Raw genomic sequence first — 15,832 nt, 5'->3', positions numbered from 1 at the left:
ATTGGAAGTATAACCCTTATCTCGTAAAGGTTATCTCTAAGTAAGACAAAATAGAGCATAAAAAAACGCAACAGGAAACTGTTGCGTTTTTAACTGTCAGAATAATTACGCCGTTATACGCTGATACTGGTCTGCCTCAACATGTGCCACCGCCGCATTCAATGCTTCATAACGGAATTGGTACATATTTTCATCAGGCACAAGGTCAATCACATGGAATTTCTCTAGCTGTTCTCGTGTTCGCTCATTCGGGCATAATAAATACACGGCACAATTGGCATCGAGAGCATCCTTAATCGCATTCTCTAACGCCAAACCGACGGTCACATCAATCATTGGTACATCCGTAAGATCGAGAATCATCACGTCATAGTCCGAAATACTAGAGTGCTGACGTGAAATGGCTTTAGAAACACTAAAGATCATCGGACCGGAAAGATAAAAGAACAGCACTTTTCCATTCGCACGATCCAACAAACCACGCTCGCTGTCAGTCAACGGCACATCATCTTCATCCGCGTCGCTGATCGCTTTTACTTGTCGCGCCTGCTCTCGGCTCAAACGCTCGATGATGATAATGTTCGAGATAAAGACGCCTAAACCCACCGCAACGATAAGATCAACGAATACTGTAAGCAACATAACGCCATACATCACCGCCATTCCGGAAAAACTTACCTTATGTGCCCTCTGAATAAAGCTCCAGTCTAGGATGTTAAAGCCAACATACACCGCAATGCCTGCTAACACAGCCATCGGGATTGGCTCTGTTAACCCGCCAGCAACTAGTACAACCAACGCCAACATTAGTGCACGAATCACACCAGATAATGGCGAACGAGCCCCAACTTGGATATTCGTTACCGTCCCCATGGTAGCCCCCGCCCCCGGCAGCGCACCAAACAAGCCTGAGATCATGTTAGCTAACCCTTGACCTCGCAGCTCTTTATCTGAGTCGTGTTCTTTACGAGTTAATGAGTCACCGATAACCGCCGTTAACAAAGTATCAATACAACCTAATGTGCCGAGCACTAATGCATCAATGACCATCTCGACAAACATATCTGTGTCAATATAAGGGGCGACGAGAGAAGGTAACCCAGCAGGAATTTCACCGATACGACGAATATCTTCTGTATCAAAGAGAATCACAGACAATAAAGTCACCGCGACCAATGCCACGAGCTGTGCAGGAACGTATTTACGATATTGCTTAGGGAAGAAAAAAAGAATCCCCAAAGTCAGTAGTCCCAAAAACAACTCACTGAACTTAAGGTTAGAAATGGTCTCCGGCAAATCAGATAACGTTCCGAGTACTCCCCCTGAAGGCGCAGCATGCCCCATCAAAGGCGATAACTGCAGAATGATAAGAATCACACCTATGCCAGACATAAACCCAGAAATAACGCTGTAAGGCATCAAGGTAACGTATTTACCCAGTTTTAACGTCCCCAATAGGATTTGGAATGCGCCAGCCATCATGACAACCGTGAAAGTCATAGCCATGCCCGTTTCTGGGTATTTCGCCATCATACTGGTTAATACTGCGGTCATGATTACCGTCATTGGCCCTGTCGGTTCTGATATTAACGTATTAGAACCACCAAATAACGAGGCAAACAAACCGACCATTATTGCCCCCCAAAGGCCGGCCTCAGCACCGGCTCCGGATGCAACACCAAACGCTAACGCCAGAGGGAGAGAGATAATCGCCGTGGTTACCCCGCCAAATACATCCCCTTTGAAATTGATATCTTCAAAACGACTACCGAACACTGCTGATTTTCCCTGCATTCAATTTTAAAAAGTAAAATATCACTACTTTAACGAGCTAGGCGAAAATTTAAACCATAAATAGATTAAGGCTAAATTCACACCACAAATAGTTTCACCAGATTTTACTTTTTTCTTAATGAAAACTAGTCAGATGAGTCCTATCTGACGAATATTTAACGAGATCGAAATTGTAACATTGTGTATAGTTACAACACTGATCGCTTGCATGTGCACACAAACAGCGGCAGCGATTTTGTCTTTTAAGGGAAGTAGTTTGCAAAATGCCGGAAATAAAACAGTTATTTGAAAACAATTCGAAATGGTCTCAAGAGATCAAATCTGATCGACCTGAATACTTCGCAAAACTCGCTGAGGGGCAAAAGCCTGATTTTCTTTGGATTGGCTGCTCTGATAGCCGCGTTCCTGCCGAGCGACTAACCGGGCTATACTCAGGTGAACTCTTTGTTCATCGGAATGTTGCAAACCAAGTTATCCATACTGATCTCAACTGTCTATCTGTCGTCCAGTACGCCGTAGACGTTCTTAAGGTTAAACACATCATTGTCTGTGGACACTATGGATGTGGTGGCGTAAACGCAGCCATTGATAACCCTAAGCTAGGTCTTATTAATAATTGGCTGTTACATATCAGAGATATCTATTTCAAACACCGCACTTACCTAGATCAAATGCCGCAACAAGATCGAGCGGATAAACTAGGCGAGCTTAATGTTGCAGAGCAAGTGTACAACTTGGGTAACTCAACCATCCTGCAAAACGCTTGGGAGCGTGGGCAAGATGTTGAAATTCATGGTGTGGTATACGGAATTGAAGATGGTCGCTTAGAGTACTTAGGCATTCGTTCTAACTCTAAGGAAACCGTAGAAGCGTCTTACCAGAAAGCTCTTTCGACGATTCTAAATACAGATAACAAGCTGCTTTGTCGCTAAGTCATATCTAAAAGTTGAACAAAAAACGCCCATCTTAGATGGGCGTTTTTTATATTTTTAATGCTGAACTCAATGATTATTCTTGAGGTACAACTTTACCGATGTATGGTAAGTGGCGGTATTTCTGCGCGTAATCAATACCCACCCCAACGACAAATTCATCTGGAATTTCGAAACCAATCCAATCCACAGGAACATTCACTTCACGACGAGATGGCTTATCTAGGAGCGTACAAATAGCGATAGACTTCGGCTCACGTAGCGAAAGAATCTCACGGATTTTATTTAGTGTGTTACCAGTGTCAATGATGTCTTCAACAAGCAGAATGTCTTTACCTTTGATGTCATCATCCAAATCTTTCAAGATACGAACGTCACGTGAGCTTTCCATCGTATTGCCGTAGCTTGACGCAGTCATAAAATCAACTTGGTGAGTCAGTTCGATAGCACGTGCCAAGTCTGCCATAAATACAAATGAGCCACGCAATAAGCCTACCAACACAAGATCTTCACTACCTTGATAACGCTCTGTAATTTGTTTGCCTAATTCACGAACTCGCTCCTGAACTTCTTGCTCAGAAATCATGACTTCTATTGTATGTTTCATACTGTGCTCAATCTAAATTTGTGGGTTGAGGTAAGTCGCACGCAAACGATCACCTAATCTTACGGCGTGTAGTGTATCACCACGTTCATTGGGTTGAAAGTCGCATCCTGTTGCCAAAAAATCTTGGAAGAAGGTCTTAGTTTTATAAAGTTCATAGCTAAATTTATCAATAATAATGACATTACTGTATATAAATTGTTCTACAGATGTTGACCTTGTGCATATGCACCATTACACTCATCACTGCTTTAAGCAACTATTAAAATAATCAATTAGGGGGTTACCCCCAATATCAACTCAAATGGCAAGGAAAATGGATATGGACTCAATTGCAAAGAGACCTAGAACTAGGCTTTCTCCAATTAAGCGTAAGCAACAGTTAATGGAAATCGCATTGGAAGTATTTGCGCGCCGCGGCATCGGTCGTGGTGGTCACGCAGATATCGCAGAAATTGCTCAAGTTTCTGTAGCGACTGTTTTTAACTACTTCCCTACACGCGAAGACTTGGTGGATGAAGTTCTCAATCACGTCGTACGTCAGTTCTCAAACTTCCTATCGGATAACATAGACCTAGACTTACATGCACGTGAAAACATCGCCAATATTACTAATGCGATGATCGAGCTTGTCAGCCAAGATTGTCACTGGCTAAAAGTATGGTTCGAGTGGAGTGCTTCAACACGTGACGAAGTATGGCCATTGTTTGTTTCAACTAACCGTACTAACCAGTTGCTAGTACAAAACATGTTCATTAAAGCAATTGAACGTGGCGAAGTGTGTGACCAGCACGATTCAGAACACTTGGCAAACCTGTTCCACGGTATTTGTTACTCACTGTTTGTCCAAGCGAACCGCGCTAAAGGTGAAGCGGAGCTGAAACATCTAGTGAATTCATACTTAGATATGCTTTGCATTTACAACCGTGAACACTAAAGCTTAGCTCGTAATATATGTCAGCCCACCGTTTGGTGGGCTTTTTATTGTCTGCTGTCAGCTAAGCACACATTTATATTTCTATATAACAAGCATAAAAAAACCGCTGCAATGCAGCGGCTTCTATCATTCAGTCAGAAAAAGCTTACTTCTTCTTAACTGCTTTTTTGTTTGGCAGGTCAGTGATTGAACCTTCAAATACTTCAGCAGCCAGACCTACAGACTCGTGTAGAGTTGGGTGAGCGTGGATAGTCAGAGCGATATCTTCTGCATCACAGCCCATCTCAATTGCAAGGCCGATTTCACCAAGTAGTTCACCACCGTTAGTACCAACGATAGCACCACCGATTACGCGGTGAGTTTCTTTGTCGAAGATTAGCTTAGTCATACCGTCTGCACAGTCAGATGCGATTGCACGACCTGATGCTGCCCATGGGAATGTTGCTACTTCGTACTTGATGCCTTCTTCTTTCGCTTCTTTTTCAGTCTTACCAACCCAAGCCACTTCTGGCTCAGTGTACGCAATTGAAGGGATAACTTTAGGGTCGAAGTAGTGCTTCTTACCAGAGATAACTTCAGCAGCTACGTGACCTTCATGCACACCTTTGTGAGCAAGCATTGGTTGACCAACGATATCACCGATCGCGAAGATGTGAGGAACGTTAGTACGCATTTGCTTATCAACGTTGATGAAGCCGCGCTCGTCAATTTCTAGACCCGCTTTTTCACCGTCGATTAGCTTACCATTTGGTACACGACCGATAGCAACTAGAACCGCATCGTAACGCTCAGCTTCAGCTGGCGCTTTCTTGCCTTCCATTGAAACGTAGATACCGTCTTCTTTTGCTTCAACTGCTGTTACTTTCGTTTCTAGCATTAGCTTGAACTTGTCTTTGATACGCTTAGTAAATACTTTCACGATATCTTTGTCTGCTGCAGGAATTACCTGGTCAAACATTTCAACAACTTCAACTTTAGAACCTAGAGAGTGGTAAACCGTACCCATTTCTAGACCGATGATACCACCGCCCATGATAAGCAGTTTTTCTGGCACTTCTTTTAGTTCAAGAGCGTCAGTAGAGTCCCAAATACGTGGGTCTTCATGCGGGATAAATGGCAGTTTGATTGGACGAGAACCAGCCGCAACGATTGCGTTATCAAAGTTAACAACTGTTGGCTCACCTTCGCCTTCTACAAGGATAGAGTTAGGGCCAGTGAACTTACCGTAACCGTTAACTACTGTTACGTTACGCATCTTAGCCATACCGCTTAGGCCGCCAGTTAGTTGGTTAACAACTTTTTCTTTCCAGATGCGGATTTTGCTGATGTCTGTTTGAGGCTCACCGAACACAACGCCGTGGTCCGCCATCGCTTTCGCTTCTTCAATTACTTTAGAAACGTGAAGCAGTGCTTTAGATGGGATACAACCCACGTTCAGACATACACCGCCAAGCGTGCTGTAACGTTCAACTAGTACAGTTTCAAGACCTAAGTCCGCACAACGGAATGCAGCGGAGTAACCAGCAGGACCAGAACCAAGTACAACAACTTGGGCTTTAATTTCTTTGCTCATTTTGACCTCTTGTAGTCATTATCCCTAACAGGCTGAGTGGGTATCGATTTTTTATGTTTAAGAGAGATTTGTTTTAAACAGTTATTTTCAGACCGCTAACAGTTTACAGAGATGTTAATGGTGTGAAAAGTAAATCAATTTAGCCTGTGAGCTAGACAACAATTCGATTGTGAAAACCCTGAACGAAGCAAGGCTGATAACCAAATTGTCGGTAATTATGATTAGCAGAGGCGGCTAAGTTGCCGCCTCTCATTCATCTAATTTCTATTACAGAACTAGACGACGAATGTCAGATAGACATGAGTTTAGGTAAGTGATGAAGCGCGCACCTTCAGCACCATCGATCACACGGTGGTCGTATGATAGAGACAGTGGAAGTTGTAGACGCGGTTCGAACTCTTTACCGTTCCATACCGGTTTCATTTCTGACTTAGACACACCTAGGATACCAACTTCTGGTGCGTTTACGATTGGAGTAAACGCTGTACCGCCGATACCGCCTAGGCTAGAGATAGTGAAACAGCCACCTTGCATGTCAGCCGCAGTTAGCTTACCAGCACGTGCTTTCTTAGAAACCGCCATTAGCTCTTCAGATAGCTCGTAGATGCCTTTCTTGTTCACGTCTTTAAATACAGGAACAACTAGACCGTTTGGTGTATCTACCGCGATACCAACATTCACGTATTTCTTCAGAATTAGGCTCTCACCGTCTTCTGATAGAGAAGAGTTGAACGCTGGGAACGCTTCAAGCGCTTTAGCTACCGCTTTCATGATGAACACAAGTGGTGTGATCTTCATGCCAGTGTCTTTCTTCGCTTCAATCGCGTTTTGCTCTTTACGGAATGCTTCAAGAGCCGTGATGTCTGCGTTATCCCACTGTGTAACGTGCGGGATCATTACCCAGTTACGGTGTAGGTTTGCGCCAGAGATCTTCTTAATGCGAGATAGCGGTTGAACTTCTGTCTCACCAAACTTGCTGAAGTCCACTTTTGGCCATGGTAGTAGACCAAGAGCCGCGCCGTCGCCTTTGCCAGATGCTGCTGCACCTGCGCCAGACTCAAGACGCTTAAGTGCATCTTTCACGTAAGCTTGAACGTCTTCTTTTAGGATACGGCTCTTACGACCAGAACCTTTAACCTTAGAAAGATTAACGCCAAATTCACGCGCTAGACGACGAACAACTGGAGACGCGTGAGCGTACTCATCGTTTTCTTTGAAATCGCCAGTCGCTGCTGGAGCTGCTGCCGCTGGAGCTTCTGCTTTAGGAGCTGGAGCTGCAGGTGCTGCCGCTTGAGCTGGAGCTGCTGCAGGAGCAGGTGCTGCGCCCGCCACTTCGAATACCATGATTAGTGAGCCAGTAGACACTTTGTCGCCAGCTGCAATCTTGATTTCTTTAACTGTGCCAGCGAATGGTGCAGGAACTTCCATAGAAGCTTTGTCACCTTCAACAGTGATTAGAGATTGCTCTTCTTCCACTGTGTCGCCAACCGCAACCATGATCTCAGTAACTTCAACTTCGTCGCCGCCGATATCTGGAACGTTCACTTCTTTTGCCGCAGACGCTGCTGGAGCTGCTGCCGCAGGAGCTTCAGCTGCCGCTGGTGCTGCTGGAGCGCCTGAACCTGCTGTTTCGAATACCATGATAAGTGAGCCAGTCGATACTTTATCGCCTGCTGCAACTTTGATCTCTTTTAGAGTACCTGCGAATGGCGCTGGAACTTCCATAGAAGCTTTGTCGCCTTCAACAGTTAGAAGAGATTGCTCTTCTTCGATGCTGTCGCCAACGGCAACCATGATTTCAGTAACTTCTACTTCATCACCACCGATGTCTGGTACGTGAACTTCTTTTAGTTCTGCCGCTGCTGCTGGAGCTGGAGCCGCTGCTGGAGCTGCTTCTGCCGCAGGAGCAGGTGCAGCGTCAGCTGCACCCTCGGCTTCGAAAATCATGATTAGAGAACCAGTAGAAACCTTGTCGCCTTCTGCAACTTTGATTTCTTTAACGATACCCGCTTGAGAAGCAGGAACTTCCATAGAAGCTTTATCGCCTTCAACTGTGATCAGAGATTGCTCTTCTTCAACCTTGTCGCCAACGCTTACAAGAATCTCAGTAACTTCAACCTCATCCGCACCGATGTCTGGTACATTAATTTCGATTGCCATTTCTTATCTACCTTCTTAATTAAGCGTATAGCGGGTTTGTTTTCTCTGTGTCGATGTCGAATTTCTTAATTGCTTCTGCAACTACAGATTTCTCAACTTCGCCACGTTTCGCTAGTTCAGTTAGCGCTGCTACTACTACGTAACCTGCGTTCACTTCGAAGTGACGACGTAGGTTTTCACGGCTGTCTGAACGACCGAAGCCATCAGTACCAAGAACTTTGAAAGACTCAGCAGGAATGTATGCACGAACCTGCTCTGCGTAGTTCTTCATGTAGTCAGTTGCTGCGATAGCAGGTTCAGTACCCATTACTGTTTGGATGTAAGGTACTTTCGCTTCCGCTTCTGGGTGAAGCATGTTGAAACGCTCTGCATCTTGGCCATCGCGAGTTAGTTCGTTGAATGACGTTACCGAGTAAACATCAGAAGCAACACCGTAATCTTCGCTTAGGATTTGAGCTGCTTTACGTACTTCATTCATGATAGTACCAGAGCTCATTAGCTGAACTTTCGCTTTGTCGCCCGTGTAAGTTTCTAGCTTGTAGATACCTTTACGGATGCCTTCTTCAGCGCCTTCTGGCATTGCTGGCATTGCGTAGTTTTCGTTCATTAGCGTTAGGTAGTAGAACACGTTTTCTTGTTCTGGACCGTACATACGACGGATACCGTCTTGCATGATTACTGCTACTTCGTACGCGAATGTTGGGTCGTAAGAAATACAGTTAGGAACCGTACCCGCCAAAATGTGCGAGTGGCCGTCTTCGTGCTGTAGACCTTCACCGTTCAACGTTGTACGACCCGCAGTTGCACCTAGTAGGAAACCACGTGCTTGTTGGTCACCAGCCATCCACGCCATGTCGCCAACACGTTGGAAGCCGAACATTGAGTAGTAGATGTAGAACGGGATCATTGGTAGGTCGTTTGTCGAGTATGAAGTCGCAGCAGCAACCCATGAAGACATAGCACCTAGCTCGTTGATACCTTCTTGTAGAACCTGACCTGAAGTCGCTTCTTTGTAGTAAGAAACAACGCCACGGTCTTCTGGTGTGTAAGTTTGACCGTGCGGGTTGTAGATACCGATTTGACGGAACAGACCTTCCATACCGAATGTACGTGCTTCGTCAGCAATGATAGGAACGATGTTCTTACCAATGTTCTTGTTCTTAAGTAGAACGTTTAGTGCACGTACGAATGCCATAGTAGAAGAGATATCACGCTTCTGTTCTTCTAGTAGTGGCTTGAATTCTTCTAGCTCAGGAACGATGAATTCTTGAGTGAATTTTGGTAGACGCTGTGGCGTGTAGCCGTGTAGCGCTTTACGACGAGCGTGTAGGTATTCGTACTCTTTTGAACCTTCTTCAAGTTTCAGGTACGGAAGTTCTTTCACTGCTTCGTCAGTTAGGATGTCTTGAAGACCTAGACGGTCACGTAGGTGTAGTACGTGAGTCATGTCCATCTTCTTAACTTGGTGCGCGATGTTCTTACCTTCAGCCGCTTCACCCATGCCGTAACCTTTAACAGTCTTAGCTAGGATTACTGTTGGACGACCTTTAGTTTCTGCCGCGTTTTTGTATGCCGCGTATAGCTTAGAAGACTCGTGACCACCACGCTTAAGTGCGAAGATTTCGTCATCAGTCATGTCAGCAACAAGTGCAGCTGTCTCTGGGTACTTACCAAAGAAGTGCTCACGTACGTACGCGCCATCTTTTGATTTGAATGTTTGGTAGTCGCCGTCGATCGTTTCATTCATAAGCTGTAGAAGCTTACCAGTCGTATCTTTCGCTAGTAGTGAATCCCAGTTGTTACCCCAGATTACTTTCACTACGTTCCAACCAGCACCTTTGAACAGTCCTTCAAGTTCTTGAATGATCTTACCGTTACCCATTACAGGGCCATCTAGACGCTGTAGGTTACAGTTGATTAGGAAGCATAGGTTATCTAGTTTCTCACGCGCAGCAAAAGAGATAGCACCACGTGATTCTGGCTCATCCATCTCACCGTCACCTAGGAACGCGTAAACGCGCTGCTCTGAAGTATCTTTAAGACCACGGCCTTCTAGGTACTTAAGGAAACGAGCTTGGTAGATAGAAGCGATTGGACCTAGGCCCATCGATACTGTCGGGAACTGCCAGAATTCAGGCATCAGTTTAGGGTGCGGGTATGAAGGAATACCTTTGCCGTCTACTTCTTGACGGAAGTTATCTAGCTGCTCTTCAGTTAGACGACCTTCAACGAATGCACGTGAGTAGATACCTGGTGAAATGTGACCTTGGTAGTAAACTAGGTCGCCACCATCCTTCTCGTTTGGCGCACGGAAGAAGTGGTTGAAACATGTCTCGTAGAACGCAGCAGAAGACTGGAAAGACGCCATGTGGCCGCCTAGCTCTAGGTCTTTCTTAGATGCACGTAGAACGATCATGATAGCGTTCCAACGAATAATTGAGCGAATACGACGCTCAAGTGTTGTGTCACCTGGGTATGCTGGTTCTTGGTCTGCAGGAATCGTGTTGATGTAGTTAGTTGTGATACCTGTTGGCATATCAACACCGTCTAGACGTGCTTTATCTAGAACTTGCTCTAATAGGAATTGAGCACGCTCTAGACCTTCTTCACGTACAACTGACTCAAGCGCTTGTAGCCATTCTTGAGTTTCCAGTGCATCTACGTCATGCTTCATATCAGACATGGCGATCTATCCTTCTGTTGGTTGGATCTACTTATTTAAGTAACGCTCTTACGAGTCATTACCCTGCTGAATTCGACGTAGAGAACGCTCTCGTCGAGACTCTTCTCGAGTCAAATCCAACAATGTTTCTTCGATGTAAGCCAAGTGCGAGTGGGACATTTCTCGCGCCTTTTCAGGCTGACCAGAAACAATCGCATCCACGATGTTGGCTCGGTGTTTACTGACTTTCTCGACCGCTTCTGGGCGGCGACGTAGTAATTTAAAATTTTGTAGAATATTTTGCTCAAGCAAAGGGGCTAAGCTTCGAACAATGTGCAACAAAACCACGTTGTGCGCGGCTTCTGTCAAAGCGATCAAAAATTGCATCACTTCCGCAGATTCAGCTTCGATATCGTTGTTTGCTTGCTCTTGGCTAATGCGCTCAAGGCAACCTTGAATACGCGCAAAATCTTCTTCGGTACCACGTAAAGCTGCAAAGTAGGCTGAAATTCCTTCCATCGCATGACGAGACTCAAGCACATCAAGCTGGGTTTCAGAATGACTAGACAACAAATTCAACAAGGGATCTGAAAAGCTCTTCCAGATATTCTCACTTACGAATGTTCCGCCACCTTGGCGACGAGTCAACAAACGCTTCGCTTCCAAACGTTGAATGGCTTCTCGGACTGAAGGACGAGACACATCGAACTGTTTTGCCAGTTCACGCTCTGGAGGCAGTTGTTGCCCCGGAGACAATGTTCCTTCCACTATCAACCTTTCTAACTCTTGTTCTATAACATCAGAGAGTTTTGGCTGACGAATCCTTTGATAAGCCATAATTTATTGTTCTTCTACTCTTGCAGGTAATTGGTAATACCAATTTTAAGTTGGTGCAGAAATTAACATAATTAAAACGCCACTGTCCAGCCGAAAATTGACCTAAATCATAGAACGAGCTTACTTCCAACACTCTGATAACAATCGACTGTTAAAACAGCAATAGAATTGGTATGACCAATTACATAAAGCATACAAATGGGAAGTCGACGTGCTAGCAGTTTTGGAAAAGAAATACAGAAAATGACAAAATTATCAGTCCATTTATTCACCAAAACGGCATGTGCGAGCGTAAAAATGTAGTTAACTTTTAACAATCATTAATATTTCTGGTATCAAAAAAAGGCATACCTGATCGTATGCCTTATTTATTTCGCTTTTTTGAATTTACACTTTCGCTACAAATCAACGCTGTATAAGCAGTCTATATTTCACCCAATCAAAGCTTAGACCAGGATCGCTTTTTCTCAAGGGCGCAATATATTGATGACCGGTAATTCGTGGCGGGGTGATTTGAGGATAAGACTGCATAATCACCTCAGTGATCTCTGCAAGTGATTGATATTGCGCTTCTGTGTAGGCAGTAAATTCTGTCCCTTCAAGCTCGATACCAATGGAATAGTCATTACAACGCTCCCTGCCTGCGAAACTGGATTGACCGGCATGCCATGCTCTATCAAGAAAAGAAACAAATTGAACAACCTCGCCGTTTCTTTTAATCAAGCAATGTGCAGAAACGCCCATTTTGTGAATGACTTCAAAAAATGGATGTTCATTTGGGTCTAGCTTGCCAGTGAAGAAGTCCTCTATATATGGTCCACCAAACTGCCCAGGAGGCAAACTGATATTGTGTACCACCAGCAGAGAGATGTCGTTTATATCAGAGCGGGCATCAAAAAATGGTGACGGAACATGCTTTGCTTGTGTCAGCCAGCCATTCTCGATAATTGGGCGCATATCAACCTCTCTACTTTGCAAATTAACTGCTGAAATTATTGACACCGGAGAGTATCATTCGTTGCCATCTCCCTTTCAAGACAAGATTTGCGATGAAGAACACACACAACATTCAAGAACGCCTAGAATACCTTAAACAACAACTCCCTTTAGAGATCACTCGCTCTGTCGCTGATACCTTAAAAGAAGATCTAGGTGGCAGTGTCGACGCAGATAACGACATTACTGCATCTTTGATCCCTGTCGATGCGGTTAATACCGCAGCGATTATTACTCGTGAGCATGGTGTGTTCTGTGGTCAAGCATGGGCTGATGAAGTTTTTAAACAGCTCGGTGGCAAGGTCAGTATTGAATGGCACGTAAAGGACGGCGATAAAGTCGAACCTAACCAAACCCTTTGCACGCTGACAGGCCCTGCTCGTGACTTGTTAACTGGTGAGCGTAACGCAATGAATTTCATCCAAACGTTGTCTGGCTGCGCAACAGTTACCGCAGAGTACGCTGAAAAAATCGCGCATACTGAGTGTCGTCTACTAGACACACGCAAAACCATTCCTGGTCTGCGTAGCGCACTAAAATACGCCGTGACGTGTGGTGGTGGCTTTAACCATCGCATCGGCGTGTTCGACGCTTACCTCATTAAAGAAAACCACATTATTGCTTGTGGTGGCATCACTCAAGCCATCCAAAAAGCGAAAGAGCTTAACCCAGGCAAACCGGTAGAAGTCGAAACGGAAAGCTTAGAAGAGTTGAAACAAGCGATAGAGGCTGGTGCCGACATCATCATGCTCGATAACTTCACAAAAGAAATGATGCGTGAAGCCGTAGCGATTAACGCAGGTCGTGCCGCTTTAGAAAACTCCGGCAATATTACGCTAGAGACCATCGCAGAATACGCAGAAACCGGTGTCGATTACATTTCGGTAGGCGCGTTGACTAAGCATCTAAAAGCGATGGATCTTTCGATGCGCTTCAAGTAAACCAGTGTGAAAAAACACGAGTAACTCTCTTAATCTCATAGAGTTACACTTCTCAAAAATCCAATAAAGAGCCGTAAGGCTCTTTATTTTTATCTGTTTAAAAAATAACACCACTCGCAAAACCTTGCACATAATATGCAACCAGAGTGCAAAGATCTTTATCTCACTCGAGAGCCCCTTCGTTTCCAGTTTCCACTTGTTTCTACTCTTTTTACTCTTCTGTGCCATGCATAAGCATTAACTAAATTTATCATAAGGAAACAAGATGAAAACGAATAAACAGAAGAAGCAGCAAGGTTTTACCCTAATTGAATTGATGATCGTGGTAGCGGTTATTGGTGTTTTAGCAGCGATTGCTATTCCACAGTATCAGAATTATGTAAAAAAATCAGAGGCTGCAGCTGGGCTTGCAACTCTTCGTTCACTAACTACAAATATTGATACTTTCATTGCTGATACTGGCACCTTTCCTGCTGATGGCGACGCACCCACGTTAGGTGCTGCTGTTGATATGAACAAACTTGGAACAATTTCTTTTGCAGATAGTGGTGCATCGGGAGCTACAGCAACGTTTACTTTTGATGGTACAGCTAGCGCACTAGCTTCTACTGATACCGTTGTCCTTGCGAAGGATGCAACTACCGGACTTTGGACCTGCTCTCATAGTACTGGCGTAACTCTAAAAGGCTGTTAATGCTAACCAACCTCTCAACGGTTCTTCGCCAAGCAGGAATACTGACCTTTTCCCAAGAAGAATCGTTAATAGAGCAAGTCAAAGCTTCTGGCATTTCGATGCCAGAGGCTTTACTCAGTTCTGGATTATTTACATCAAGCGAACTCGCTGAGCACTTAAGTTCTCTCTTTGGTTTAAATCAGCCCGAGTTATCTCAGTACGAGTATGCTTCGCTTTGTCAGCAACTTGGCCTTAGGGAATTAATCACGCGGCATAACGCACTCCCACTCCAGCGTACGTCTTCAACGTTATTATTAGCGGTTGCCGACCCCACCAACCAACAAGCAGAAGATGACTTTCGTTTTGCGACAGGATTGCAAGTAGAACTTGTTCTCGCTGATTTTCGCGAGCTGACCGCTGCGATTCGGCGCTTATATGGCCGCGCACTTGGGCAAGAAAAGTCTGGGCTAAAAGAGATCAACCAAGAAGAATTAGCCAACCTGGTTGATGTGGGCGCAGATGAAATCGACAACATTGAAGACTTGAGCCAAGATGAGTCTCCTGTTAGCCGTTACATAAACCAAATTCTGTTGGACGCTGTGCGCAAAGGCGCATCCGATATCCACTTTGAACCTTATGAAAAGATGTACCGCGTGCGCCTACGCTGTGATGGCATCTTAATTGAAACACAGCAGCCACCAAGCCACTTGAGTCGCCGCTTATCCGCTCGTATCAAAATCCTCTCTAAGCTTGATATTGCAGAGCGACGTTTACCACAAGATGGGCGTATTAAGCTCAAGTTGAATCAAGACACCGCAATTGATATGCGTGTATCCACGCTGCCTACTCTATTTGGAGAGAAAATTGTACTACGACTGCTCGACAGCAGCTCTGCGTCATTGGATATCGACAAGCTTGGTTATAGCGAACAACAAAAACAATTGTACTTGGATGCGCTGCGTCGCCCACAAGGCATGATTCTGATGACAGGCCCAACTGGAAGCGGGAAAACCGTTTCTCTGTACACTGGGCTGAGTATTCTCAATAAACCAGAAATCAACATTTCCACGGCAGAAGACCCAGTAGAAATTAACTTATCGGGCATTAACCAAGTTCAAGTTCAGCCTAAGATTGGTTTTGGTTTTGCCGAAGCCCTGCGCTCTTTTCTTCGTCAAGACCCCGATGTGGTCATGGTCGGTGAGATTCGTGACTTAGACACTGCGGAAATCGCCATAAAAGCATCGCAAACCGGTCACTTAGTACTTTCAACCTTGCATACCAATTCTGCGGCTGAAACGGTTATTCGTTTATCAAACATGGGCGTAGAAAGCTTTAACTTGGCCTCATCTCTTAGTTTGATTATTGCCCAGCGCTTAGCCCGTAAACTGTGCTCGCACTGCAAACAATCACAAGAGCTTACCGTTCAGCTACAACATCTCGGAATTCAAGCAAGCGACAACATTTTTAAAGCCAATCCCGATGGATGCAATGAGTGTACCCATGGTTATTCCGGCCGAACGGGGATTTATGAAGTGATGCGCTTTGATGAATTTCTTTCCGAAGCGCTTATTAAAGGCGCGTCGGTACATGAACTAGAAAAACTCGCCATCGCAAATGGTATGAGCACGTTACAAATGTCGGGCATAGAAAAACTCAAACAAGGGATCACAAGTTTTAGTGAACTACAGCGCGTACTTTATTTTTAATCCTTTAATCAGCAGTC

The 15,832-nt window shown here is 44.8% G+C and carries 12 protein-coding genes; 5 read left to right on the top strand and 7 right to left on the bottom strand.

What is annotated here, in order from left to right; all coding sequences use genetic code 11:
* Positions 1 to 105: 105 nt before the first annotated feature.
* Entirely contained in the window at positions 106 to 1,776 is a 1,671-nt protein-coding gene (locus J4N43_RS02945; RefSeq protein ID WP_085569816.1) for a SulP family inorganic anion transporter, read from the bottom strand.
* A 281-nt stretch (positions 1,777 to 2,057) separates the two neighbouring features.
* Here J4N43_RS02945 and can point away from each other — a divergent pair, with 281 nt between their 5' ends.
* Positions 2,058 to 2,726, top strand: coding sequence for a carbonate dehydratase (can, locus tag J4N43_RS02940; protein ID WP_005379996.1), 669 nt, complete (start codon positions 2,058 to 2,060; stop codon positions 2,724 to 2,726).
* 76 nt (positions 2,727 to 2,802) lie between these two features.
* On the opposite strand, the gene hpt is transcribed toward can, so the two are convergent.
* On the bottom strand, positions 2,803 to 3,333 hold the full coding sequence (gene hpt / locus J4N43_RS02935) for a hypoxanthine phosphoribosyltransferase (protein ID WP_005379995.1): 531 nt from the start codon (positions 3,331 to 3,333) through the stop codon (positions 2,803 to 2,805).
* 319 nt (positions 3,334 to 3,652) lie between these two features.
* Here hpt and opaR point away from each other — a divergent pair, with 319 nt between their 5' ends.
* Positions 3,653 to 4,267: a transcriptional regulator OpaR gene (gene opaR, locus J4N43_RS02930; RefSeq protein WP_005379994.1), complete on the top strand. Its 615-nt coding sequence runs from the start codon at positions 3,653 to 3,655 to the stop codon at positions 4,265 to 4,267.
* Between the two features lie 145 nt (positions 4,268 to 4,412).
* Here the strand turns inward: opaR and lpdA are convergent, their stop codons facing one another.
* The 5 genes from lpdA to ampD form a co-directional block, all read right to left on the bottom strand.
* Positions 4,413 to 5,840, bottom strand: a complete 1,428-nt coding sequence (lpdA, locus tag J4N43_RS02925; RefSeq protein WP_005379993.1) for a dihydrolipoyl dehydrogenase — start codon at positions 5,838 to 5,840, stop codon at positions 4,413 to 4,415.
* A gap of 267 nt (positions 5,841 to 6,107) precedes the next feature.
* Entirely contained in the window at positions 6,108 to 8,000 is a 1,893-nt protein-coding gene (gene aceF, locus J4N43_RS02920) for a pyruvate dehydrogenase complex dihydrolipoyllysine-residue acetyltransferase (protein ID WP_005396678.1), read from the bottom strand.
* A gap of 19 nt (positions 8,001 to 8,019) precedes the next feature.
* Positions 8,020 to 10,683: a pyruvate dehydrogenase (acetyl-transferring), homodimeric type gene (gene aceE / locus J4N43_RS02915; protein ID WP_005386612.1), complete on the bottom strand. Its 2,664-nt coding sequence runs from the start codon at positions 10,681 to 10,683 to the stop codon at positions 8,020 to 8,022.
* Positions 10,684 to 10,731: 48 nt separating this feature from the next.
* On the bottom strand, positions 10,732 to 11,499 hold the full coding sequence (gene pdhR, locus J4N43_RS02910; RefSeq protein WP_005379989.1) for a pyruvate dehydrogenase complex transcriptional repressor PdhR: 768 nt from the start codon (positions 11,497 to 11,499) through the stop codon (positions 10,732 to 10,734).
* Positions 11,500 to 11,904: 405 nt separating this feature from the next.
* Complete coding sequence (gene ampD, locus J4N43_RS02905; protein ID WP_042521337.1) at positions 11,905 to 12,456, bottom strand: 1,6-anhydro-N-acetylmuramyl-L-alanine amidase AmpD; 552 nt, start codon at positions 12,454 to 12,456, stop codon at positions 11,905 to 11,907.
* Positions 12,457 to 12,548: 92 nt separating this feature from the next.
* On the opposite strand from ampD, the gene nadC reads away from it, so the two are divergent.
* The 3 genes from nadC (at position 12,549) to pilB (ending at position 15,815) form a co-directional block, all read left to right on the top strand.
* Positions 12,549 to 13,436, top strand: coding sequence for a carboxylating nicotinate-nucleotide diphosphorylase (gene nadC / locus J4N43_RS02900; protein ID WP_158159766.1), 888 nt, complete (start codon positions 12,549 to 12,551; stop codon positions 13,434 to 13,436).
* A gap of 265 nt (positions 13,437 to 13,701) precedes the next feature.
* Complete coding sequence (locus J4N43_RS02895) at positions 13,702 to 14,130, top strand: type IV pilin protein (protein WP_050912911.1); 429 nt, start codon at positions 13,702 to 13,704, stop codon at positions 14,128 to 14,130.
* Positions 14,130 to 15,815, top strand: a complete 1,686-nt coding sequence (gene pilB / locus J4N43_RS02890) for a type IV-A pilus assembly ATPase PilB (protein ID WP_158159767.1) — start codon at positions 14,130 to 14,132, stop codon at positions 15,813 to 15,815. The genes J4N43_RS02895 and pilB overlap by 1 nt, the downstream gene beginning before the upstream one ends.
* Positions 15,816 to 15,832: the final 17 nt, after the last annotated feature.

Source organism: Vibrio sp. SCSIO 43009, from assembly GCF_023716525.1.
In the GTDB taxonomy this organism is placed as follows: Bacteria; Pseudomonadota; Gammaproteobacteria; order Enterobacterales; family Vibrionaceae; genus Vibrio; species Vibrio alginolyticus.
The sequence above is the reverse complement of the archived record's forward strand: the minus strand, read 5'-3'. Positions and strand labels throughout refer to the sequence as shown.